Raw genomic sequence first — 22226 nt, 5'->3', positions numbered from 1 at the left:
ACGTAAATCCATCACGCATAAACTGGGAGGTGCTGTCTATGAGCTATTCATACCGGTTGGCTGCTGAGGACGATGCAGAACAGGTTCTGCGTGTGATCCAGGGCGCTTACGAATCTATACGGCAGCTTGGGATTGAGTTCAGAGCCGTGAATGCGGACCTGGAGATGGTTGCAGACAATATCAGGGACAATGCCTGCTATGTCTTGCTTGATGAGGATTCCATTGTGGCCACCTTGTCCCTCAAATCGCTGAAGGAAGTGACGCCCCACCCGTTCCTGTATTGGTTCGCCGTAGATCCGCTACGGAGCGGTCAAGGCTTGGGAGATCTTCTCCTTACGTATGTGGAGGAACGGATCGTGCGGTACCAATTGCATGCCGAGGCGGTTACATTGGCTACCTCCAGGAAGCATCCTTGGCTGCTCCCGATGTACGAAAGAAGGGGCTATGAGCGATTTTTCGAGAGAGATCTGGGAACCGACGATAAGCTTGTTTATTTAACGAAAAGACTGACCGCTGCGGAAGCAGCCACTATGACATTGGGAGGAACTTATCATGAGTCAAACCGTTATTGATCTTGCGCCTTATACAAGAACCTTGGATCAATTGAAGCAAGCGATCGAAGGTCTGACGGAGGAGCAATTGAAGCAGCAGGAAGCTCCGGGGAAATGGAGCATAACCGAAGTGCTGTCTCACCTGGCGGATCACAGCATCGTGTTTTCGTTTCGCATCCGCAAGCTGATATCCGAGACGGATGTGCAGCTGGCCGCCTTTCAGCAGGACCCTTGGGTCAGCCATTCCAAAGCGAACGAGGGCTCGGCCGCCGATATCCTGGCTGTATTCGGGGCGCTGCTAGCCTATAACAACTTGCTGTTCAAGCGGCTGAGCGCAGAGGATTGGCAAAAATCCGGCATCAACGCCAAAGGAGAAACGGTTACGCTGGAAAGCTCTTACCGGGCGTTTATCCAGCATGTGCAGACGCATCTGGCGCAAATTGAACGTATCAAGCGAGGCTTGTGATGAGTACGGCGAGGGAGCTGAAGCTGGCGCCGGAGCAGTGGCTGGAGGAAGCGAGAGCCTTGTATCCGGTATTGGCGGACTTCCGCAGGGATTTGCATCGTCATCCGGAGCTATCCATGCAGGAAGTGGAGACGACGCGGAAAATCAAACAATTTCTGTTGAACGAAGGCATAACGGTGCTTCCGCTGGAATTGCCTGTCGGTGTGCTGGCTGAAATCGTGGGCGATGAGGATGGGCCCATCGTTGCTTTAAGAGCCGATATCGATGCGCTTCCGGTTCAGGAGGAAACCGGACTGCCCTATGCATCGGAGATAGCTGGAAAAATGCACGCCTGCGGACATGATTTTCATACCGCGGCGATTCTGGGGGCAGCCGTGTTATTGAAGCGGCATGCTTCCAAGCTTCGCGGCAAGGTGCGGCTGCTGTTCCAGCCTGCCGAAGAGAAGGGGACCGGGGCGCGGGCGATGATCGAAGCCGGCGCACTGGAAGGCGTCGAAGCGATCTTCGGCATGCATAACAAGCCGGAGCTGCCGGTAGGCACTATCGGCTTAAGCGCCGGGCCGCTGATGGCGAGCGTCGACGGCTTCAAGATTAAAGTGCACGGCAAGGGCGGCCATGCGGCCGTTCCTGATGCGGCGATCGATCCTATCGTGGCGGCAAGCGCCATCGTGGGCGGAATTCAGACCGCGGTCAGCCGCAACACGAGTCCTTTCGACCGCGCGGTCGTCAGCATTTGCAGCTTTCATGCGGGCACCACATGGAACGTCATCCCGGATCTGGCCGTGTTAGACGGCACGGTACGGACCTTCCGCCAGGAGGTCAGGCATGATATGCCGGACCGGCTTCACCGCATCGCCATGGGCATAGCCGCAGGCTACGGGGCGGAAGCCGAGCTAAGTTGGTTCTCCGGCATTCCGACGGTGAACAATGATGCTGCAGCTGTTGAAACCGTTCGTTTTGCCGCTGAGGCATTAAAGCTGCAGGTCGCCGAAGCCATTCCCTCGGCCGGAGGCGAGGATTTCGCCCATTATCAGGAGAAGGTGCCGGGCTGCTTCATCTGGATGGGCACGAGTGGAACGGAGGAATGGCATCATCCGAAGTTCACTTTGAATGACGAGGCGCTGGTCCCCAGTGCGGCGTTATTCGCTTTAACCGCTGTTCATGCTTTGGAAAAGGACAGGTGATGAAGGATGGGGAGCTTGAGCACCCTAACGATCCGGGATGCTGCTGCATCCGACAGAGAAGCGATTCAACATCTGATGCTTGCCGCTTATGTGCAGTACGAAGCCGTGATGGCGCCTCCCCGTTGGGAGGCTTATCGGGAAGGGATCCTGGCTGCGGTAGATAACGAGAAAGCAATAGCGACCCTCGTGGCTGAACAAGACGGCGAGATCGTCGGCAGTGTACAGATGTTTGTCTCCTCAGAAGCCGCCTATGGAAGACCGGAGCTGGAAATCCACACTCCGATCATCCGTTTGCTATCCGTCCTGCCCTCCGCCCGCGGACAGGGTGTGGCGACGGAGCTGATTATAGAAAGCGTCAAACGGACGATCGCTTTGGGCGCTCCGGTTCTGCATCTGCACACTTCGGATCTGATGCAGTCAGCCGTCCGGCTGTATGAACGGCTCGGCTTTGAGCGTGCCTATGACAAAGACTTTTCCAATGGGGAAAACTTGGTCAAAAGCTATCGTCTTCCGCTGCACGCGAAGGCTCTGGAACAGCTGGTATCGAGAGCAAGCACCCGCGAAGCAGAGAAAAGGAGCTCGTAAACCTGCCTGCCAAATTTAATGAAAGCTCACAGATTTCAACGGTCAGGAGTTTGCAGAGCAAAGCCTGCTTGTTAAGCTATGTCGGAGGCATATACCCCAATGGGTATATTGTTGTTGCAGGCTTTATAGGTTTCAACAGCCTTAGGGAGTTCATAGCGGTTGAACTCCTTTTTTTCTTTACTTGACTGGCACTATAAAGGGGTTCATAACAACGCACGCGGCTGCTAAGATTGAATTATCGCAACGGGATGAAAAAGGAAGGTGACTCCTATAAGTACTTCATACGATGTTATCGTCGTTGGCGCCGGTTCGATGGGGATGAGCGCAGGCTACTATTTAGCGAGGCAAGGTGTGAAGACACTGCTGCTCGATGCGTTCGATCCGCCTCATACGTCGGGGAGCCATCATGGCGAAACAAGACTCATGCGTCACGCCTATGCCGGAAATCCGACCTATACGGCCATGGCGCTTCGTTCCGATGAGCTGTGGTCGGAATTGGAATCCGTCACGGGAGATACTTTGTTTGTCCGTTCCGGCGTGTTGAACCTGGGTTCCGCCGAGGCTTCCGGCTTAAAGAGCAAATGGGAGCGAACGAAGGAGCACGGGCTGTCCGTTGATTATCTGACGGCGGAAGAGATTCGCTTCCGTTGGAAAGGCATTCGCCTGCCCGATTCGTATATCGGGCTGTATGAGCGGCAGGCTGGCTTTCTCTTAAGCGAGGCTTGTGTCGGGGCCTTCCGGAAGCAGGCTGCTGCTCACGGCGCGGTAATCTTACCCCACAGCCCGGTGGTGCGTATTGAAGCTGCTCCAAGCCATGTGGCCGTGCATACGCCTACCGCGAAATTCACGGCTGAACGGATCATCGTCAGCCTGGGGGCTTGGTTCGGCTTCCTCGACGGCTTCAGCCAGCTGCCTATACGGCCTGTCAGAAAAGCGGTGGGGTGGTTCGAAGCGGATGAGACGCTTTTCGATCATGCCGAATTCCCCGGATTCACGTTTGGATGGGAAGGGAGAGGGTACTATGGCTTTCCCGGATTGAAGGGCTCCGGCGTCAAGATTGGCCGGCATGATGCCGGGCAGCCGTGGCAGCCGGGCAAAGCTTTTGAGCCGTTCGGCACGTATCCCGAGGACGAACAGGATTTGCGCCAGGCGCTGGAGCAGTTCATGCCTCGCGCTTCCGGCCGTTTGCTTCGTGGGGCTGTATGCAAGTATGAAATGACGGCAGATGAAGATTTCATTATCGACAAGCATCCGGAGCATGATCGGATCTGGATGGCCGGGGGATTCTCCGGTCATGGCTTCAAATTCTCCAGCGTTGTCGGTGAAATACTATCCGATCTTATCGTTAAGGGCTCAACGTCCCAGGATATCAGCCCTTTCTCCCTCTCCAGATTTACCCTTTAATCTACCTGCCCTTTGGACGCCTCCGGGCGTCTTTGGTATGTCGGGAAACCGGTTTACGAGAAACATGTTATATACAGAAGTGGGGTATGCCTCGGAGGAGTTTACGTCAGCCTTTGAAATCCGTGAAAATACCGCTATATTGAATCAGATTCACGGGTTTCAACAGCTTGGGGCTTTGCACAGCAAAGCCTGCTTCGGAAGCCTGGCTGGAAGGGAAATCCCGCTGAAGGATAATAGCATATTTCGAGTCCTTCTATAGGTTTCCCGAGAACAACAGTGGCCGGAGGGGGATACCCCACCGGTGGATCGAAGCCATTTTTCATATCCGCAGGTTTCCCGACATCCCCACCACGCCTAAGGCGTCCTAACCTTCAACCGATATTGATGCGGAGTAATCCCCATCGTTTCCCTGAATAGCTTGCAGAAATAGGAGGGGTTGGGAATGCCGACCCTTACGGCGATCTCCGGAATAGTAAGCGAGGTTTTGGTTAACCAAATGCAAGCATGCCGGATTCTTGTCGCTTGAACATAGGCAAGGATCGTGGTCCCTGTCGCTTCCTTGAACAGATGGGCGATATGATAGCGGGAGACATGCAAATCCTTGGCCATCGTCTCCAATCGGAAGGGCTCCTGATAATGCCGCTCGACCCACTGCATGACTTCCTCTGCGCGGTGGGAAAATTTCGACTCCACATTCGAAGCGGTTTCCGGCTGCCGCTCAAGCTGCTGCAGCTGCTTGATGAAGCTTAACAGGAAAAACATATACTCTTCTTGGTATTCTTGTGGTTTAAGCCTGCACTTGCTTTCATGAAACTGCTTCATGACCGTTACGAGGGCACCCGATTCGTTCAGGTGATGCCAAGGTCTGCCTCCTGCTTGCTGCTGCTTAAGAGAATGAAAAAAATGCTTGAGCAGCGGGAAGCTGTCCCAATAGGGCTGGAGCAGCAGCGGATCGAACTGGATCAGGCTTCTTACAAAAGGACGCTCCGGTGCGACATGGATCTGTACGCGATGCAGCTGAAAGGGTTGAAAGACCATCAGGGTGCCGGGCTCCACCGGGTAGCTTTTGCCATCCACAATCAGGCTGCCCTCCCCTTCATGTACATAGGTAAATTCCATTTCAGGATGGGCATGAAACACTTCCTTGAATACAACCTCCGAAGTTCTTCGATAGTCAAATTCGAACGGTCTGGCTCCCATGAGTATCGTTCACCCTCCATGCATCCATCGAATTCATTTCTTCCATTATAGCAAGATCCCAACATATAACCACAACATTGCTTCATAAATGAGTGGGCCTTTCTTTTATGATTAAGAAGGAACAACCATTGCAAAGGAGTGGAAAAATATGATTCGAGTCGCGGTTATTGGGACGGGCTCTATATCCAGGGCGCATATGGATGCCTATTTATCATTTTCGGACCGATGCCAGATTGTTGCGGTCGCCGATGTGTTCAAGGATAAGGCGGAGGAGGCCATACGCAAATACGGATTGAATGCGGTCGCGGTGCAGGATTATAAGGAGCTGCTCGGGCAAGGCATTGATCTTGTCTCCGTGTGTACGCCGCCCTATACCCATGCTTTCATTACGCAAGACTTTTTGCGTGCGGGCTCCCATGTGATTGTGGAGAAGCCTATGGCCTCATCCCTGCAAGAATGCGACGACATGAACCGGGCTGCCGAGGAATCCGGCAGGATCTTATCGGTTATTGCGCAAAATCGTTTTACGAACCCGATGATGAAGCTGAAGCAAACCCTGGAGCAAGGGTTGGCAGGCAACATTGTTCATGCTCAAGTCGACTCCTACTGGTGGCGGGGACATTGCTATTATGATCTTTGGTGGCGCGGCACATGGGAGAAGGAAGGCGGCGGCTGCACGATCAACCATGCCGTTCATCATATCGATGCACTGCAGTGGATGATGGGAATGCCGGAAGAGGTACAGGCCATCATGAGCAATACTTCCCATGATAATGCAGAGGTCGAGGACCTGTCCGTCGCGATTTTGCGCTATTCGGGCGGTGCTCTTGCGCAGGTCACCAGCTCGGTAGTTCACCATGGAGAGGAACAGCAGCTCATTTTCCAAGGGACGGCCGCACGTATTTCTACGCCATGGAAGGTTAAAGCTTCCATCTCCAAAGAAAACGGCTTCCCTGAACCGAACGTTCCGCTGGAGACGCAAATACAAGCGCAATATGATGCGCTGCCCGATCTGCCGCACTTGGGACATAGGGGGCAAATCGATAACGTGCTGCAAGCGATTGAGAACGGTTCCAGCATCTTGATCGATGGAGTCAGCGGCCGCAATACATTGGAGCTGATTACGGCTATTTATAAATCGGCCAGCACGGGAGAGCGGGTGAAGCTGCCGCTGACCAAGGACGATCCTTTTTATACGAGGGAAGGAATCCAGGCGAATGCAACGCATTTCTATGAGAAGACACGCTCCGTTACCGGCTTCGGGAATAATGAAATAAAAGTATCAGGAGAGTAAAAAAACTAGCAGGTGGCGATAAGAAAAACGCGGTTACAACTTTGGGGCGGAACGATATCACTGTGAGCGGCGAAGGCCGATAGGAGGGAAGAATATGAACAATCTGGAAAAGAATCGATGGATCAGCCTGACCATCCGCGAGGATGCGCCGATGCCTGCTGTGGTCCGAGCGGAGCCGGACGAAGCGGTATTTGTCACGCTGAGCGATTGGGCCGGCGATGATCATCTCTTTGCCGTCGACGAGGCGAGCGGAGCCGAGTATCCCTGCCAGCTAAGCCGGGCGGGCATGGCGTCGACACCAACAGGCGCCGTGCCGGAGCCGGCGCTGTATATACTGCTGCGGGAACGGCCCGCAGGCGGCGAATCCTCGCTGCTTCTCGTCAAGCGTGCGCGGACGGAGGCAGTGCCGGTCGACCGCCGGCAAAACCCGTGGGCCGACATACCAGGGGTCTTCCTGGACCTTCAGGAAGAGAATGCCCGCGTCATAATCAGCATCGAAGGGCATCTTGTTACCCGATACATGTACTCCCGCGATGTCGCCAAGCCTTACTTGTATCCGCTGGTCGGACCTCACGGCAAATCGCTGATTCAGGACGGTCCGGACGATCACCTGCACCATCATGGCATATGGTGGGGCCATGACGATGTGAACGGCCACAAGCTCTACCACGAGTTCCGCGGGGAGGGACGGCAGGTTCACCGCAAATTTTTGACGCTGGAGAGCGGTCCGGTGTTCGGTCATCTGACCGCACTGATCGACTGGCAGGATGAGAACGGAAATCTCCTTCTTCAAGAAACCCGATCCATCCGGGTCTACAACCTGCCTCGGGAATCGCGGTATTTGGATCTTGCTACTCAACTTCATGCGATTAATGGGGACGTGACCTTTGGCAGCACCAAGGAAGGCGGCTTTCCGTTTATTCGCGTCAACGAGCAGATCAACGCCCATCACACGGGACGGTTGACGGCGGCGAACGGGGCTGTAGGCGAAGCGAATATTTTTGGAACCGTTACCGAATGGGTAGATTACAGCGGCAAGCTGTTTCTCCGCATGAACCCGGCGGATGGCAAAGATGCCAAGGAGTTCGCGGAGGCGGGCATTGCCGTCTTCTCAGCGCCGGATAACGAAACGTTCGCCAAGCAATGGTTCGTACGTGATTACGGCCCGTTCACGCCTGCGAACTTCCACTTTAACGGCGGGTATGACCTGCGGAGCGGGGGGACAGTCGGGATGCGCCATCGGCTGTATGTACATGCAGGTGACGTCGAGAGCGGAGCTGTCGGGGAACGCTATGCCGAATACATTTCCCCTGCGGTGGCTGTAGTGAGGGATGCTCCAAATCCATCATTCCCGGTCTGACGTGGTTCTGCTTCAGAAGCTTGGCCGGAGAATATACCCCGCCTGGTATCAAAGCAACTTTTCAGGTTTCTCGATAAACTCAGGACGCTCAACAGCGTCCTTAGGCTGTCAAGAAACCTAAAAGAGCTTGAACTATTGCCAATATACTACGGTGGGGTATGCCCCTCCAGCCGCTGTTGAAACCCGTGAAAGGGATCAGATTTAGTGGTATTTTTCACGGGTTTCAAAGGCGGACGTAAACTCTTCCGAGGAATACCCTACCTCCATATTTAGCAAAGTTCTCGCAAAACTAGGTTTCTCGACAGACAGGACGCTCAACAGCGTCCTCTTCTTTTTTTTCGAACAGGCTAGGTCGTCCTTTTATAGGAGCCCGGGTTCACGCCATAATGCTTGCGGAACTGCTTGGTGAAGTGATTGTAATTCTGGTAACCGACGTCATAAGCGATTTCGGTCAAGCTCCGGTCGGTATGCTCGATCATAAGGGCAGCCTGCCTGATTCGCATCCGGTTCAAGGTATCGATGATGGAAAGTCCTGTACTCTCCTTGAACAAATGGGACAGCCGGGAGGGGGACAGACCGATGCTGCGGGACAGCTCATCAATGCGAAGCGGCTTACGCATGTGCAGGGATAAATAGTTCAACGTCTCCTCGATCCGCGCGTCGAGCCGCTGAATGCTTTTTTGGGCTAACAGAAGCAGGATTTCACGCAAACCGTTCAGGCACAGCTCATGCCAATATTCGCCGCGTTCCCTGAAATCATTAATAATTTTTTTGAAGGTACGGTAGATTCGTTTGCGGGAGGAGGAATTGTCAACGGACTGAACCACCAGATCGGCCTCCGGCAGCAGGCGTGATTCCATGAAACGATCGGAGAAGTGAGCCCAGACAAAATGCCAGCTTTGCCCGCTTACGGTTCCATATTGATGCGGAGTTCCCGCTCTAAGCAGCGTTACATCCCCCGCTTTGCAGACGGTTTCCTGCCCCGGAGTCCTAAAATAGCCTTCGCCGCTCAACGTGTAGGTGATAAGCCAATCGCTCATGCCCTCGGGCCGTTTGGTCACATACGTAACCGGCTTGTCAAAATGGCCTGCAATGACAATGCCATACGCTTTCCCATCGTAATGAAAGGTTCGGTTATCGGGGTCTGTTCTCATATCCCTGTGTCAGCCTCCTTGCTAGTGCGGATTATGCTGATACCAGCATATACGATCAGCTCCCCATTTTCCATAGCAATAGCAGGATCGTAGGATTAGTTAGCATCATTGTTACTTCATCCTGACAGCCTTTTGCCTTATGCTAGGAGCATAAATGATCACTCATCAAGATCCAGTAAAAAGGAGATGTCGAAGATGAAAGTCAGTTTGCAGACCTTATCGCAGGAGCAGAAGGATTTTTTTGAAACGGAGGGCTATTTAATTGTCAAAGGGCTGTTCAGTCCGGACGATATTGCCGAAATTGAGCGTACGTTCGAGGAAATCAGCCATCACACGATTCCGGGTCATTTTGAGCCTGACATGGATGCGGAGCTTAACGATCCTTTGAAGCGCTATCCGAGAGTGATGCACCCCCACCGCTTCAACGAAACGGCCAAACAGTACATGCTCCACAAGCCGGTCATGGAGGTGCTGGCGGATTTATTCGAAGAACCGGCGCTGGCGGCGCAAAGCATGTTTTATTACAAGCCTCCGGGCTCGCGGGGACAGGCGCTGCATCAGGATAATTTCTATCTGAAGGTAGAGCCGGGCAACTGTATCGCGGCTTGGACGGCCATCGACCCGGCGGATGAGGAGAACGGGGGGCTCTTAGTCGTACCCAAAACGAATCATTATGAAATCATTTGCCCGGAGAAGGCCGATGCCGACGAATCGTTCACGACCCATTATGTCAAGCCTCCCAAGGATCAAAAGGCGATTCCGGCTATTATGGAAAAAGGCGATGTCCTGTTTTTTAACGGCAATTTGATTCACGGCTCTTATCGAAACAAAACGAAGGACCGGTTCCGCAGAGCTTTTATTTGCCATTATGCCAATGAGTCCGCGGCTAGGATCAGCCATCATTATCGCCCGTTATTCCGCGCTGACGGCACACCGGTTGATCTGGAGATGAATCCGGATGGGGGGCCTTGTGGAGTTGAGCATGATAACGTCTACCCGCACTAATGACAGAAGCCCTAAGCTTGATGTTCAGATGTCCTGGTGGGGGATGAACGGCATTCGACCTGCCGAACCGGATCATGCCTGGGATTTGGAGGCGAAGCTGCGCTTCATTGCCGAGGCGGGGTTTGACGGAGTGAATGCCTTCATTCCTGAGCCTGAACAAGCTGCAGATTGGAGACGCCTGCTCGATCAATATCGTTTGACCCTGAGTGTCAACGCATACCCCAAGACAGCGGAGGACATGGTTGATTTCATCGAGAAGCTGACTGCTTATGAAGGCACTGTCCAGTACGTAAATGCACAAGTGCTGACGCCTTTTGTCATAGACGCCAAAGCAGAGCAGCTGCTTTATGATATCGATCGGCTGGCACGAGACGCCGGGATTCAAGTCTTTATCGAAACCCACCGGGGGACCATCACGCAGGATTTGCTCCGGACCATTCAATATGTAAACCGTCTGCCTTCCTTACGGCTTACGATTGATTTCTCCCATTATGTCGTCGCCGGCGAAATGAGGACGGTCAGCGAGGAAGCGGAAGCCTTGCTGCAAACGCTGCTGACCCGGACCTCAAGCATTCATGCAAGAGTATCCAACGGCGAACAGGTGCAGGTGAACGTCGGAGAGAATGGCGAGCATCCGATGCTGGAGCATTATGAGCGCTGGTGGGAGAGCGGGATGAGGCATTGGCTCGCTCAAGCGAGCGGTGATGATCGATTTCCCTTCGTCTGCGAGCTGGGGCCTCCGCCCTATGCCATTACTGTGGATGATTATGGAGCTAGAACGGAAGAGATCAGCGACAGATGGGCCCAGTCGTTGCTGTTCGCGGCTAAAGCCCGCAGCCTATGGAATCGTATCGGCAAGTAGCGGAAAGGCACCGGTCTGGTTGAGAGCCAGATGCGGTGCTTTTCGCTGTGCAGCGAGGCTTCTTTCAGAGCCTCCTGCGGCGAATGAGGAGCTTCCACGGCAATCGTGATCGTCCGGCCTTATTACTTGATCATGCCTCTGCGCTGAATTTGGGTATGGACCTGAACCTTCACCTTCTGCTCCGGAAATAGCTCGCTCTGCCATTGCTCCTTATCCAACGCTCCCCCGTTCGCCAGACGGTAAGCTTCACCGAAGCCGGCCGGGTCGCTCCGCAGCTTTTGCAGCCTGGCTATGAACGATCGCATCTCTTCCTCGATTTGATGGCTCAGCTTCTCCTGGGTCTCTTTCAGATCGGGCAATGTTTCCATATTCAGATGCGGAGCTTGATCCAAATCGAGCTTCAAATCAAGACGGACTTCAAAATGATCGTCTTTCCAGCCGATTCGGCTTTTATAATTGAGCATGGAAAAAGAGACCTTCTCATCCTTCATCGATAGAGTAGTGGAAGCGAGCTTTCTATTATTCAGCATGGACAAGTATTTCACGTCGGATGCAGGAATCGTTCCTGCCAGCTTATCATTCCTGAAGACAGCGGCTTCCGTTATTTGCAGGGAGGTGGAATCGTCCGACGTATCAATAACCATCGCATAGGGCGAGAAGCCGGGCTCGCGGATGTATGTATAGAACTGATACAAGTAGATAGGCAGCACCTCAAATGTATCCGACCCCGCAGTGGAAAACATGTCAACCATCCAATCACTGACAGATTCGGGCACCGCTACTCTGGTTCTCAAGATCTGCTCCGGGCTTTTATTCGTAACGGCGACCCAGGCAATATTTTGGATTTCGCTGCGGCGCATCAAGAAATCCAGCTGGTCCTCCAGCCCTTTTTTGGCTAGTTCGCTGGAGAAGAGCACGATTTTGGTATGACCGAACTGGATGTCCCTCGCTGATTTGCGTTTAAGCTTATAGAGAGCATCGGAGATGTTGGCGCCTTCAGCCGTCAAAATGAAATCGGGTGCCTCTTTACCGGTTAGCGATCCGCCGGAAGGGGCAAGGGCAGCGTATTTGCCCGGTATGGCGGACAACGCGTGGATAAGTACTCCCTTGGGAGAGGGCTCGATGCCGATGCAGGTTACGAATGTGATCCGGTTAATTTGCTTCACGTCGCCGCATCCGGTAAGGAGCAGGGACAGCAAGATCGAGCATGCCCATAGCTTGCTGTATTTTCTCATGCAGCCTTCCCCCTTACTTTCATCCATAGGTACAACAGAACCGGAAGAACGATCAGGATAAACATGCTGTAGCACCCAAGCCAATAGGAGTAATTAATAAAGAAAAACGGAATATGAGCCTTGCTCAATAAGACGGCAAGGATGACGGTTATCAGGATGATGAGATAGGGAGACAGCCGGATACGAAGCATCTGGGCAAAGCAGAAGGACGCGCTTCGGACAAAAAACGCTGACCCGACAATAATCAGAAATTCCCAGAGCAAAACGGCGAAAAACATGATTCGCTCCAGCACGAAATTTTCCAGCCGGATTGCTCCGTAGGTGCCGTTAGCGACAAAGGATAGCCTGCTGGCAGTGGCGACTCCGTAAGTCGTTATCCCCATGGCTAACATAAAGCTGCCAAATAAGGAAGCAAAGAGCATGAGGATCGTGAGCAAGGCGTAGCTCTTCTTGATTTGAGGGTCCTTGAGCGGACTCATCAGCATCGTACAGGCAGCTGCCGGTATAAACATCAGCATAATCCCGGCGATGGACCGCAGGGGGTCCTCCCAGCCGTTGTTATCCACAAGGGGAAGAAGGAAGGACCAGTGCGCATTTTTTATGGGCAGCAAGGAGATCAACAGAAAGGGAGGGACGATGAACAGCAGCAATAAATGAGCATATCGGCCGATCGTCTCCATGGTGAACATAGCCATGAGCCCCGCCAGCACGGGACCGAGGGTCATCAACAGCTTTTGATCTCCATACAGCAGCGTTCGCGAGAAAAAATCCCCGACCAGCATTAATGCGTAGCCGGCTCCTCCCAGGAAAAGAGCCCCATATAATAAATAAAGGAATGGCGATAAGATCGAGGGACCGACCTCACCTCCGGCCATCATGATGGAGCTGCTCTGAAGACGGGATACTATGCTCAGGCTGACCCAGGCTCCTGCCAAAACCACCAGCGCGCAGGGGAAGAACAGCCAAACCCCGTTGCGTCCGGCCGATTGGATCACCGTATTCTCAATTCCCCGCGTAATCGATAATCCGACAGCAACCACGAATAGCAAAATCGGATATTGCACTTCTCTTTCCTTCAGTTTCCATTTCACAGCAGATCTTCTCCTTCCTTGCGGCTTATTCGGCGCGATTTGGCCGGGTTCGTATGGTATGTCCTAGGTCTAAAAGCGGACATGCCGATAGGTGCCCTTGTCATGGCATCTCGAAGCAGGTCTTTATAAAAAAACGTATTAAATGGCGCCAAATACGGGACCTCGAACGATTTTAAATGGCACAATGCCATAAAAATTAACACAGTCCCAACTGTCATGCCGTATAACCCTAACGGTATCGATAAGGCAATCAGCAAATAGCTGCACATGCGGAGCGCTACGCCAACCATATAATTCGGTGTAGTAAAGCTGCCTATCGCCGTGGCCGCCGTAATAACGATCATAATATTGCTGATCAGGTGCGCTTGGGCTGCGGCTGTACCTATAATCAGACCGCCGACAATGGTGGCCGTTCCCCCGATGACCCTGGGCAGCCGCACGCTGGCTTCGTTAATAAGCTCCAGCAGAAAGACCATAATGCAGACCTCAATATAGGCCGGATAGGGAACGCCTTCGCGGCTTGCCGCAATGGCCAGCATGAACTGAATCCGTAAGATATCCTGGTTCACCGTTGTGATCGAAATATAGAGAGCGGGCAGGAAAAGCGTCATAAACATTCCGACCAGACGGATAAACCTGAGGAATGTTCCGGATAAGAAAGGGAAGTAGTAGTCATCGGCAGTTTGGTACAGCGCGGTTAACGTGACCGGCAAAATGATGGCCGTCGGGGATGTATTCATCAATATGGCTATACGTCCCTCAAGCAGCGCGGATACGGTTTTGTCGGGCCGCTCCGTAGATTGCATGAGAGGAAAAGGGGACCACCATTTCCGTTTCTCCACTATGAGATGAGACAGCTGAGTCGTATCCAGCAAACTGTCGATGTGGATGCTTCTTAACCGGCTCTCTAAACTATTGACGATTTCCGGATCGGCGATGCCTTTCAGATAAAACATCGTGACATTATTAGAGGCAGCATGTCCTATAGTGAAGGACCGGACGATGAGATTGGGGTGGCGAATCCGCGCGCGAATCAGAGCAATATTAACGCTCAGATTCTCTATGAAGGCGTCCCGCGGTCCGATCAGGGAGCTTTCCGTCTCCGGAGGCGTGATAGACCGGTGCTGCCAATCCGCTACGTCAATGGCTAAAGCCTCTTTCGTTCCTTCCAGCAGCAAAATGCAGTGACCAGCAAATAGCTTGGCTCCGATGCTTTGGACATCCGAGGGTATCCATTGCCCCATTGAGGAGTACTGCCTGAAGGAAGGATGCTCTACCAGCTCCTTGGGATGCAGATTCTCCTTATTTACGAGGCTTTGCAGCGGGATAAAAAGCAGGCGCTCCATCTCGATTCGGTTTGTAATCGTCGACAAAAACAGCAGGGTGCCAGCGGGCTCAATGCCGTCAGGCTGGTAGAGATGCTGTAATTCCAGATCAGAGGGATTTCCCAACGATTCAATCAAGCGTTCGATGGCGATCATGTGAAACGCCTCCCTTCCAAAATATACATACCTTGTAGTATGAAGCTTTTGGAAAACGGTTATTCGCCTCTTAGGCAGGACGGCGGTGGTGGATTATGGAATGTTTTTACATTTGCATCCAACTACGGGGATAATGAATCGCACTGCCTTGTATCTCCAGGGTCTTCTTGTTATAGTAGGAATACTAGGAATAGCGGAGGAAATCCATGGAACTTCATTTACAATCGGCAAGAGACAATAAGGGACTCATTCGGGATTACGTTCACAGCACGCTGAAGAAGAACATTATGGAATTACGGTTGGAGCCCGGCCGGTTTATTTCGGAAAAGGACGTCATCGAGATGCTGCAGGTTAGCCGCACTCCCATTCGCGAAGCCTTCGTCAAGCTGGCCCAGGAGGAATTGATCGAGACGGTTCCGCAAAAAGGCTCTTTTATCTCACTGATCGACTGGCAGCATGTTGAAGAGTCCCGCTTTATTCGGGAAACGCTGGAATCGGCGGTTGTCAGAGAGGCTTGTACCGTACTGAGCTCCGAGCAGGTGCTGCATTTGCAAAACCTGATCAATCTTCAGCAGCTTTGCGCAGCGGAGAAAAATTATGAACGGCTGTTTGAGCTGGACGAAGAATTTCATAAAGCGATTATTACCGGCTGCGGCAAAATCCGAACCTGGAATATGATCCAGCAAATGAGTACGCATTACAACCGCATTCGTTTTTTGCGGCTTGCTTCCAATACGGATTGGGAGAGTATTCTGGAGCAGCATCAAGGACTAGTACAGGCCATCCGTGACAAACAGGAAGATGCAGCCGGAAAGATTATGAAAGAGCACCTTAGCATGGGAGATATCGATAAGGATCAGCTGAAAGAAAAGTACCCGTCGTATTTCAAGTAAGGCTGGGAGAATTGCCTTGACCCAAGGCATTCCTCAAATACCAGGCTTGTAAGCGTTTTCTTTTTTTGTTCAATAAAAAGGATGAGAGGGTGGCGGTTACTATGACGGATGTGTTGAACGAGATCATGGGGCAAAATGAGGAAGGCCTGTTTGCTATTGAGACCCATTCGGCGGGCCCTGCGGGCACACTGCCTTTGACCAAGGACATGCTGCTTCACGCGCCAAGCGGCGAGCTGTTCGGACTGACGCAAAATGCGGGAATGGGATGGGCGCCGGGCGGATTGGGCGGCAGACAGTATTTGCTGTTAAGCACGCAGGGCGGCATCCGGAATGAAGACGGAAGCCCGGCTGCGCTAGGCTACCACACCGGTCATTGGGAGGTCGGTCTTCTTATGAAGGCGGCTGCGGAGGAAATAAGCGCGAGTGGAGGGATTCCGTTTGCCGGATACGTCAGCGATCCGTGTGATGGACGGTCCCAGGGAACGGAGGGCATGTTCGATTCCTTGCCTTATCGGAATGATGCCGCGATGGTCTTCAGGCGGCTGATCCGTTCGCTGCCGACGCGCAAGGGCGTGATTGGAGTCGCCACATGCGACAAAGGGCTGCCGGCGATGATGATGGCGCTCGCTGCCATGCACGAGCTCCCCTGCATCCTTGTGCCGGGGGGAGTGACGCTGCCGCCGACCCGTGGCGAGGACGCGGGCAAGATTCAGACGATCGGCGCGCGTTATGCCAAAGGCGAGATCACGCTGGAGGATGCCGCCGAGCTTGGGTGCCGGGCCTGTGCGACGCCTGGCGGGGGCTGCCAGTTTCTTGGGACGGCGGCTACCTCCCAAGTGGTCGCCGAAGCGTTGGGAATGACAGTGCCCCATGCGGCCCTGGCTCCGTCGGGACAGCCTGTGTGGAAGGAGATGTCTCGCCAATCCGCACGCGCATTGATGTTCATGGATCGGAAGGGAATCGTCATGAAGCAAGTGTTAACCGAAGCGGCCGTTCATAATGCGATGGCCGTGCATGCGGCATTTGGCGGGTCGACCAATCTGCTGCTGCATATTCCTGCCGTTGCCCATGCCGCGCGTCTTCCGATACCGACAGTACAAGACTGGATTCGAATCAATCGGAACGTGCCGCGGCTGGTCAGTGTCCTCCCTAATGGTCCGGTTGATCATCCGACCGTTCGAGTGTTTCTGGCAGGAGGCGTACCGGAGGTGATGCTTCATCTCCGGCGGGAGGGCGTATTGGAAGAGCATGCGATGACCGTCTCCGGGGAAACGATAGGGACGGTATTGGATTGGTGGGAGCAGAGCGAGAGGCGTCATCGTATGAGACGCCTGCTTATGGAGAAGGACGGCATCGATCCCGACGAGGTGATCATGAATCCGGCGAAGGCCCGGCAGCGCGGCTTAACCTCGACCGTAACGTTCCCCGTCGGCAATTTGGCACCGGAAGGCTCGGTCATTAAGTCGACCGCCATAGATCCGTCGGTTGTACAGGAGGACGGAGTGTACCATCACCGGGGCAAAGCCAAAGTATTTACCTCGGAGAAAGAGGCGATAGCCGCTATCAAGCAAGGCGGGATTGAGGCGGGAGATATTATGGTCCTGATTGGGCGCGGACCATCGGGCTCAGGGATGGAAGAGACTTATCAAGTCACGTCAGCATTGAAGCATCTCCCCTTCGGCAAACGAGTATCGCTGATTACGGATGCCAGATTTTCCGGGGTATCGACGGGAGCCTGTATCGGGCACGTCGGTCCGGAAGCTCTCGTCGGCGGTCCGATAGGAAAGCTTCGTGATGGAGACACCATAGAGATTAGAATCGACCGAAACCTGCTGGAAGGCAGCGTACATTTCATAGGGCATGGAGACGACCTGCTAACCCCGGAGGAAGGAGCTCAGGTGCTGGCAGCCCGAACCCCTCATCCCGGCCTAAGGGCCGACCCGAAGCTTCCCGACGATACCCGCTTATGGGCCGCGTTGCAATCGGTCAGCGGCGGAACTTGGGCGGGAAGCGTGTATGATGTGGACCGCATCCTGGCTGTTTTGGAAGCGGGGAAGCGAGCTATGGAAAGGTCGGAGTAAAGCAAAAGGATCCGCATTAGCGGATCCTGAGTTTGTCGAGAAACCCTGTTTTGCGTGAACTATGCTACATATGGAGGTGGGGTATGCCTCGGAGGAGTTTAAGTCCGCCTTTGAAACCCGTGAAAATACCACTAAATATAATCTAATTCACGGGTTTCAACAGCGGCTGGAGGGGGATACCCCATCGGAGTATATTGGCAATAGTTCAAGCTCTATTAGGTTTCTCGACAGGCTAAGGATCCGCATCAGCGGATCCTTTTCCTGCATACCCCGGCACTTATCGAAGCGGAGCGAACCCGGCGACTTTTTGCAGAATGCGGTCGATTTCATCGAGCGTATCCTGCTGAAGCGCGATATCCACCGCTTTTACATTTTCCTCGATTTGCTGCGGATGGCTGGCCCCGATCAAGGCTGAGCTGACACCCGGCTGTCTTAGCACCCAGGCCAACGCGAGCTGGGACAGCTGAATACCGAGCCGTTCAGCAACTTGTCCGAGTTCCTCCACACAAAGCAGCACATCTTCCTGAAGATAGCTGTTGATGACATGGTTGACCGCCCGGTTGGCAGCCCTGCTGTCCGAAGGCAGCTGCTGGTTCGGCTTGTATTTTCCCGTCAATATCCCTTGGGCGAGAGGCGAGAACACAATCTGGCCCAAGCCTGCAGCCATGGATACAGGCATCACTTCGCGTTCGATATACCGTTCAAACATATTATAAATCGGCTGATTCGAGATCAAGGGCCGCAATCTCAACGATGCTCCGATGCCGACGGCGTCGGCTATTTGAGCTGCGCTCCATTCGCTGACGGCGGCGTACAAGATTTTGCCTTCGGCTTGAAGATCATCCAGAGCGCGGAGCGTCTCCTCCACAGGAGTCTGGTCGTCGTACCGGTGACAGAAATAGATGTCGATGTAGTCCACGCCTAATCTTTTCAGACTGGCTTCGCACTGCTCTTTAATATGCTTGCGGGATAATCCGCGGTCATTGGGACCTTGTCCCATAGGAAAATAAACTTTGGTAGACAGCACATAGCTCGATCTTTCATAGGGCTTGAGGGCCGCCCCCATTGCCTTTTCTCCTTCTCCCCGATTGTAGGCGTTCGCCGTATCGAAGAAATTGATTCCGCATTCGAACGCGGTTTGAATGCATGCGTCCGCAGCCTTTTGCTCGGCGGCAGTGCCATAGGTTAACCAGCTGCCGAGACCGATCTCGCTTACCTTCAACCCGCTTGCGCCAACGCGTCTATATTTCATGGAAGCTCACTCCTTCTAGGTTTCTGGAGCTATTATACCTTCAATGCCGGGAAGGGAGAAGTACGCAACTTTACCTCATTTAGTTACCTTAAGTTAAGTAACTCAGCTGATCTGCAAGCTAAATGAAATCCTCGCAAGCCATGCAGCAGACCTCCTTCCCGCATTCTTCCTTCTACTGTTGCAGCGATCTCGGCGATACACAGCGGTCTCCACGGCAAAAACCGGACATCCAAGGGAGTCCGGCACAATACCTAGCCTGATCATATTCCATTAACGATATGGACGGGCTTGCCTTCCAGAAAAGCAGCGACATTATAAGCGGCTGTGTCCATAAGTCTGGCGCGAGCCTCCTGGGTAGCCCATGCGATATGCGGGGTAATAATACAATTTCTCGCTGTCAGCAGCGGGTTATCGGCTGGAGGAGGCTCGACGGACAGCACATCCAGCGCCGCGCCGGCAATGGCTTGCCCATTCAGCGCATCCGCCAGGTCCTGTTCGTGAATGAGGCCGCCTCTCGCCGTGTTGATCAAGAAGGCGGTGGGCTTCATCCAAGCAAGCCGCTCGCGGTTGATAAGCTGCTCTGTATCCGGGGTCAGCGGGCAGTGAAGGCTCACGATATCCGAGGCTCGAAGCAGCGTTTCCATATCCGTCCATTCGACTCCTTCGACGGGTTGAGGACGGCTGCGACCGCTGCCTACGGCCAAGACCCGCATATTCATCGCCTGGGCGATGCGGGCGGTCTGAGTGCCGATTTTGCCCAGGCCGATCAAGCCGATGGTTTTGCCGGACAGCTCGATAAGCGGCGATTTCGTAAAGCAGAAGTCGATGCTGCTTGTCCATTCTCCAGCTTTAACGGCCTCATCATGGCGGCCTATACGGTGGCACAGCTCCAATATCATAGCGAAGACGAATTGGGCAACTGAATGCGTTCCGTAGGTAGGGATATTGGTCACGGGGATGCCCTTCTCCCGGGCGGCATGGATATCTACAATATTGTAGCCCGTTGCCAGAACGCCGATATAACGAAGCTTGGGAAGCTTCTCGAGCGTTGCTGCCGACAGAGGCGTTTTGTTCGTCAATATGATTTCGGCATCCGCCGCCCGTTCTACAATGAGCTCGGCGGGAGTCCGGTCATAGATGGTGGTAAGTCCAAGCCGGGAGATTTTATCCCAGCTCAAGTCTCCGGGGTTCAAGGTATATCCGTCCAGCACAACAATGTTCATAAGGCCAGGTCCTCCTTTGATATGGGCTGCTATGAATCTCATTATACTACAAACAAATTGTGCGAAAAATGAAGTGACAATTTGGTTTGAAAGGAGTATGTTTTATATAGGGAAGCTAAATAAATTAAGAGAGGAAGAACAGGGCCTTGTCGTTCTTTAAAAAATACGTTCGTAAGTATTGGAAGCTGTTTACGATTGCGGTCTTATTTTTAACCTGTGAAGCCTTGGCGGATTTGACTCTGCCCACGGTGATGTCACATATCGTGGATGTGGGCGTAGCCGGCAATGACATGAATTATGTTCTGAGCATGGGCGGATTTATGCTGCTGATCACATTCCTCGGCGCGTTGGCGGCAACAGGGCGCAACATTTTGGCCAGCCGCGTATCGCAGAAGTTCGGGGCGGAGCTTAGAAAAGATTTATTTGCCAAAATACAAACGCTTTCATTTGAGAACATCGACCAATTTGAGAGAGCCTCCTTAATCACTCGCTTAACGAACGATGTGACTCAAGTGCAGAATTTTACAAACGGTCTGATGCGGATTTTCGTAAAAGCCCCCTTGTTGTGTATAGGCAGTTTGATTATGGCTACACGTCTGAATCCTCAGCTGTCGATCGTGTTGGCTGTAGTGGTTCCCATAGTCGGAATTCTCATAGCCTTGAACATGAAGATCGGATTCCCCCGGTTTATCCGGGTGCAGAAGGCACTGGATTCCGTCAACGGCGTGATGAGGGAGTATTTGTCCGGAGTGCGCGTCGTCAAAGCCTTCAACCGGTTCGACTATGAGGTCGACAAGTTTCATCATGTGAACGAGACGTACCAGGCGCGCTCCATTGAAGCGATGCGGGCCATGTCCATCTTCAACCCGGCCATCATGCTGACGGTCAATATCGGGATTATTGCGGTGCTGTGGTTCGGGGGATTGGGGGTCTCGAACGGAAGTATACAGGTCGGACATATTATTGCGTTTATTAACTATATGACGCAAATTTTGTTTTCCTTAATGACGATTTCCATGGTGTTCAATATGTTCATCCGGGCCAAAGCCTCAGCCCAGCGGATCGGGGAAGTATTTGATCAGCAGTCCAGGATGACCTGGAAGCCGGATACGCAGTTAAACCCGCAGCTAAGCGGCAGAGTGGATTTTGAAAATGTCAGCTTTTCCTATGAAGGGGCTTCCGGCGACCCGGTGGTCAAAGGGGTAACGATGACCTGCATGCCGGGCGAAACCGTGGGCATCATCGGCTCCACCGGATCGGGCAAAAGCAGCCTCGTCGGGCTGATCCCGAGATTCTATGACGCCACCTCGGGTACCGTAAAGGTAAACGGAGTGGATGTGACCCGGATCGATCCGGCCAAGCTAAGGGAGAAAATCGCGATCGTTCCCCAGAAAACCGTGCTGTTCACAGGGACGGTGACGGAAAACATTCGGTGGGGCAAAGAAGACGCGACGATGGAGGAAATTATCCAAGCGGCGGAAATTGCGGAGGCCCACCCGTTCATTACCTCGTTTCCGGAAGGATATGAGACCCGGCTCGGCCAGCGCGGAGTCAACTTCTCCGGAGGTCAGAAGCAGCGGGTTTCCATTGCAAGAGCTCTGGTCAGAAAGCCGGAAATTCTTATTCTGGACGACTGTACAAGCGCTGTAGATACGGCGACGGAAGCGAGAATCAAGGAGGGGCTCAAGAAGTACACGCAGGGCCTTACCTGCATTCTTATCGCGCAGAGAATTTCATCGGTTATGGATGCCGATAAAATCGTCGTGCTCGATCAAGGCGAGGTTGTCGGCATAGGCAAGCACGATGAGCTGATGAGAAGCTGCCAGGTATATCAAGAAATCTATTTATCGCAAATGGGGAAGGAGGCGCATAGGAATGTCGAAGCCTAATGACACTTCCAGAGAC

19 protein-coding genes are annotated in these 22226 nt (G+C 53.2%); 12 read left to right on the top strand and 7 right to left on the bottom strand.

Annotated elements, in window-relative coordinates:
* Positions 1–38 precede the first annotated feature (38 nt).
* From B1728_RS14610 to solA, 5 genes are all read left to right on the top strand, one after another.
* A complete protein-coding gene (locus B1728_RS14610) occupies positions 39–572 on the top strand; it encodes a GNAT family N-acetyltransferase (protein WP_079910954.1) in 534 nt (177 codons plus the stop codon).
* Positions 553–1017, top strand: coding sequence for a DinB family protein (locus B1728_RS14605; RefSeq protein ID WP_079910953.1), 465 nt, complete (start codon positions 553–555; stop codon positions 1015–1017). Before B1728_RS14610 ends, B1728_RS14605 begins: the two co-directional genes overlap by 20 nt.
* Positions 1017–2201: an amidohydrolase gene (locus B1728_RS14600; protein ID WP_079910952.1), complete on the top strand. Its 1185-nt coding sequence runs from the start codon at positions 1017–1019 to the stop codon at positions 2199–2201. Before B1728_RS14605 ends, B1728_RS14600 begins: the two co-directional genes overlap by 1 nt.
* A gap of 6 nt (positions 2202–2207) precedes the next feature.
* On the top strand, positions 2208–2786 hold the full coding sequence (locus tag B1728_RS14595) for a GNAT family N-acetyltransferase (RefSeq protein WP_079910951.1): 579 nt from the start codon (positions 2208–2210) through the stop codon (positions 2784–2786).
* 270 nt (positions 2787–3056) lie between these two features.
* Positions 3057–4190: an N-methyl-L-tryptophan oxidase gene (gene solA / locus B1728_RS14590; protein WP_079911064.1), complete on the top strand. Its 1134-nt coding sequence runs from the start codon at positions 3057–3059 to the stop codon at positions 4188–4190.
* Positions 4191–4544: 354 nt separating this feature from the next.
* Here the strand turns inward: solA and B1728_RS14580 are convergent, their stop codons facing one another.
* Positions 4545–5390, bottom strand: a complete 846-nt coding sequence (locus B1728_RS14580) for a helix-turn-helix domain-containing protein (RefSeq protein ID WP_079910949.1) — start codon at positions 5388–5390, stop codon at positions 4545–4547.
* 148 nt (positions 5391–5538) lie between these two features.
* Between B1728_RS14580 and B1728_RS14575 the strand changes: the two genes are divergently transcribed.
* Positions 5539–6684, top strand: coding sequence for a Gfo/Idh/MocA family protein (locus B1728_RS14575; RefSeq protein ID WP_079910948.1), 1146 nt, complete (start codon positions 5539–5541; stop codon positions 6682–6684).
* 94 nt (positions 6685–6778) lie between these two features.
* The gene (locus B1728_RS14570; protein WP_079910947.1) at positions 6779–8044 is read left to right on the top strand and encodes a DUF6807 domain-containing protein; all 1266 of its coding nucleotides are present in this window, start codon (positions 6779–6781) and stop codon (positions 8042–8044) included.
* A gap of 347 nt (positions 8045–8391) precedes the next feature.
* Here the strand turns inward: B1728_RS14570 and B1728_RS14565 are convergent, their stop codons facing one another.
* On the bottom strand, positions 8392–9198 hold the full coding sequence (locus tag B1728_RS14565) for a helix-turn-helix domain-containing protein (protein WP_079910946.1): 807 nt from the start codon (positions 9196–9198) through the stop codon (positions 8392–8394).
* Positions 9199–9393: 195 nt separating this feature from the next.
* Between B1728_RS14565 and B1728_RS14560 the strand changes: the two genes are divergently transcribed.
* Both B1728_RS14560 and B1728_RS14555 read left to right on the top strand, forming a co-directional pair.
* Entirely contained in the window at positions 9394–10203 is an 810-nt protein-coding gene (locus tag B1728_RS14560) for a phytanoyl-CoA dioxygenase family protein (RefSeq protein ID WP_079910945.1), read from the top strand.
* Positions 10181–11065 (top strand): sugar phosphate isomerase/epimerase family protein, encoded by an 885-nt coding sequence (locus tag B1728_RS14555; RefSeq protein WP_256865361.1) that lies wholly within the window; start codon positions 10181–10183, stop codon positions 11063–11065. Before B1728_RS14560 ends, B1728_RS14555 begins: the two co-directional genes overlap by 23 nt.
* A gap of 122 nt (positions 11066–11187) precedes the next feature.
* On the opposite strand, the gene B1728_RS14550 is transcribed toward B1728_RS14555, so the two are convergent.
* Genes B1728_RS14550 through B1728_RS14540 form a run of 3 tightly spaced genes read right to left on the bottom strand, consistent with a single transcriptional unit; the run spans position 11188 to position 14872 of the window.
* A complete protein-coding gene (locus B1728_RS14550; protein ID WP_179136018.1) occupies positions 11188–12300 on the bottom strand; it encodes a Ger(x)C family spore germination protein in 1113 nt (370 codons plus the stop codon).
* Positions 12297–13391 carry a GerAB/ArcD/ProY family transporter gene (locus B1728_RS14545; protein WP_179136017.1) on the bottom strand — a complete coding sequence of 365 codons (1095 nt, stop codon included), beginning with the start codon at positions 13389–13391 and terminating at the stop codon, positions 12297–12299. The genes B1728_RS14550 and B1728_RS14545 overlap by 4 nt, the downstream gene beginning before the upstream one ends.
* The gene (locus B1728_RS14540) at positions 13388–14872 is read right to left on the bottom strand and encodes a spore germination protein (RefSeq protein WP_079910942.1); all 1485 of its coding nucleotides are present in this window, start codon (positions 14870–14872) and stop codon (positions 13388–13390) included. Before B1728_RS14540 ends, B1728_RS14545 begins: the two co-directional genes overlap by 4 nt.
* Before the next feature lie 206 nt (positions 14873–15078).
* Between B1728_RS14540 and B1728_RS14535 the strand changes: the two genes are divergently transcribed.
* Both B1728_RS14535 and B1728_RS14530 read left to right on the top strand, forming a co-directional pair.
* Positions 15079–15765: a GntR family transcriptional regulator gene (locus B1728_RS14535; RefSeq protein WP_079910941.1), complete on the top strand. Its 687-nt coding sequence runs from the start codon at positions 15079–15081 to the stop codon at positions 15763–15765.
* 101 nt (positions 15766–15866) lie between these two features.
* Entirely contained in the window at positions 15867–17846 is a 1980-nt protein-coding gene (locus tag B1728_RS14530) for a YjhG/YagF family D-xylonate dehydratase (protein WP_079910940.1), read from the top strand.
* 277 nt (positions 17847–18123) lie between these two features.
* Here the strand turns inward: B1728_RS14530 and B1728_RS14525 are convergent, their stop codons facing one another.
* Positions 18124–19098 (bottom strand): aldo/keto reductase family protein, encoded by a 975-nt coding sequence (locus B1728_RS14525; protein ID WP_079910939.1) that lies wholly within the window; start codon positions 19096–19098, stop codon positions 18124–18126.
* 260 nt (positions 19099–19358) lie between these two features.
* A complete protein-coding gene (locus B1728_RS14520; protein WP_079910938.1) occupies positions 19359–20321 on the bottom strand; it encodes a D-2-hydroxyacid dehydrogenase in 963 nt (320 codons plus the stop codon).
* Between the two features lie 146 nt (positions 20322–20467).
* Between B1728_RS14520 and B1728_RS14515 the strand changes: the two genes are divergently transcribed.
* Complete coding sequence (locus B1728_RS14515; protein WP_079910937.1) at positions 20468–22210, top strand: ABC transporter ATP-binding protein; 1743 nt, start codon at positions 20468–20470, stop codon at positions 22208–22210.
* The last annotated feature ends 16 nt before the right edge of the window (positions 22211–22226 follow it).

It is taken from the genome of Paenibacillus sp. 32352 (assembly GCF_002042965.1).
GTDB lineage: Bacteria > Bacillota > Bacilli > Paenibacillales > NBRC-103111 > Paenibacillus_S > Paenibacillus_S vulneris.
This window is presented reverse-complemented; position numbering and strand designations above follow the sequence as displayed.

Coding starts and splice junctions, on each gene's coding strand:
- B1728_RS14610 (WP_079910954.1), top strand. CDS start 39: ATGAGCTATTCATACCGGTTGGCTGCTGAGGACGATGCAGAACAGGTT.
- B1728_RS14605 (WP_079910953.1), top strand. CDS start 553: ATGAGTCAAACCGTTATTGATCTTGCGCCTTATACAAGAACCTTGGAT.
- B1728_RS14600 (WP_079910952.1), top strand. CDS start 1,017: ATGAGTACGGCGAGGGAGCTGAAGCTGGCGCCGGAGCAGTGGCTGGAG.
- B1728_RS14595 (WP_079910951.1), top strand. CDS start 2,208: ATGGGGAGCTTGAGCACCCTAACGATCCGGGATGCTGCTGCATCCGAC.
- B1728_RS14580 (WP_079910949.1), bottom strand. CDS start 5,390: ATGGGAGCCAGACCGTTCGAATTTGACTATCGAAGAACTTCGGAGGTT.
- B1728_RS14575 (WP_079910948.1), top strand. CDS start 5,539: ATGATTCGAGTCGCGGTTATTGGGACGGGCTCTATATCCAGGGCGCAT.
- B1728_RS14570 (WP_079910947.1), top strand. CDS start 6,779: ATGAACAATCTGGAAAAGAATCGATGGATCAGCCTGACCATCCGCGAG.
- B1728_RS14565 (WP_079910946.1), bottom strand. CDS start 9,198: ATGAGAACAGACCCCGATAACCGAACCTTTCATTACGATGGGAAAGCG.
- B1728_RS14560 (WP_079910945.1), top strand. CDS start 9,394: ATGAAAGTCAGTTTGCAGACCTTATCGCAGGAGCAGAAGGATTTTTTT.
- B1728_RS14555 (WP_256865361.1), top strand. CDS start 10,181: ATGATAACGTCTACCCGCACTAATGACAGAAGCCCTAAGCTTGATGTT.
- B1728_RS14550 (WP_179136018.1), bottom strand. CDS start 12,300: ATGAGAAAATACAGCAAGCTATGGGCATGCTCGATCTTGCTGTCCCTG.
- B1728_RS14540 (WP_079910942.1), bottom strand. CDS start 14,872: ATGATCGCCATCGAACGCTTGATTGAATCGTTGGGAAATCCCTCTGAT.
- B1728_RS14535 (WP_079910941.1), top strand. CDS start 15,079: ATGGAACTTCATTTACAATCGGCAAGAGACAATAAGGGACTCATTCGG.
- B1728_RS14530 (WP_079910940.1), top strand. CDS start 15,867: ATGACGGATGTGTTGAACGAGATCATGGGGCAAAATGAGGAAGGCCTG.
- B1728_RS14525 (WP_079910939.1), bottom strand. CDS start 19,098: ATGAAATATAGACGCGTTGGCGCAAGCGGGTTGAAGGTAAGCGAGATC.
- B1728_RS14520 (WP_079910938.1), bottom strand. CDS start 20,321: ATGAACATTGTTGTGCTGGACGGATATACCTTGAACCCCGGAGACTTG.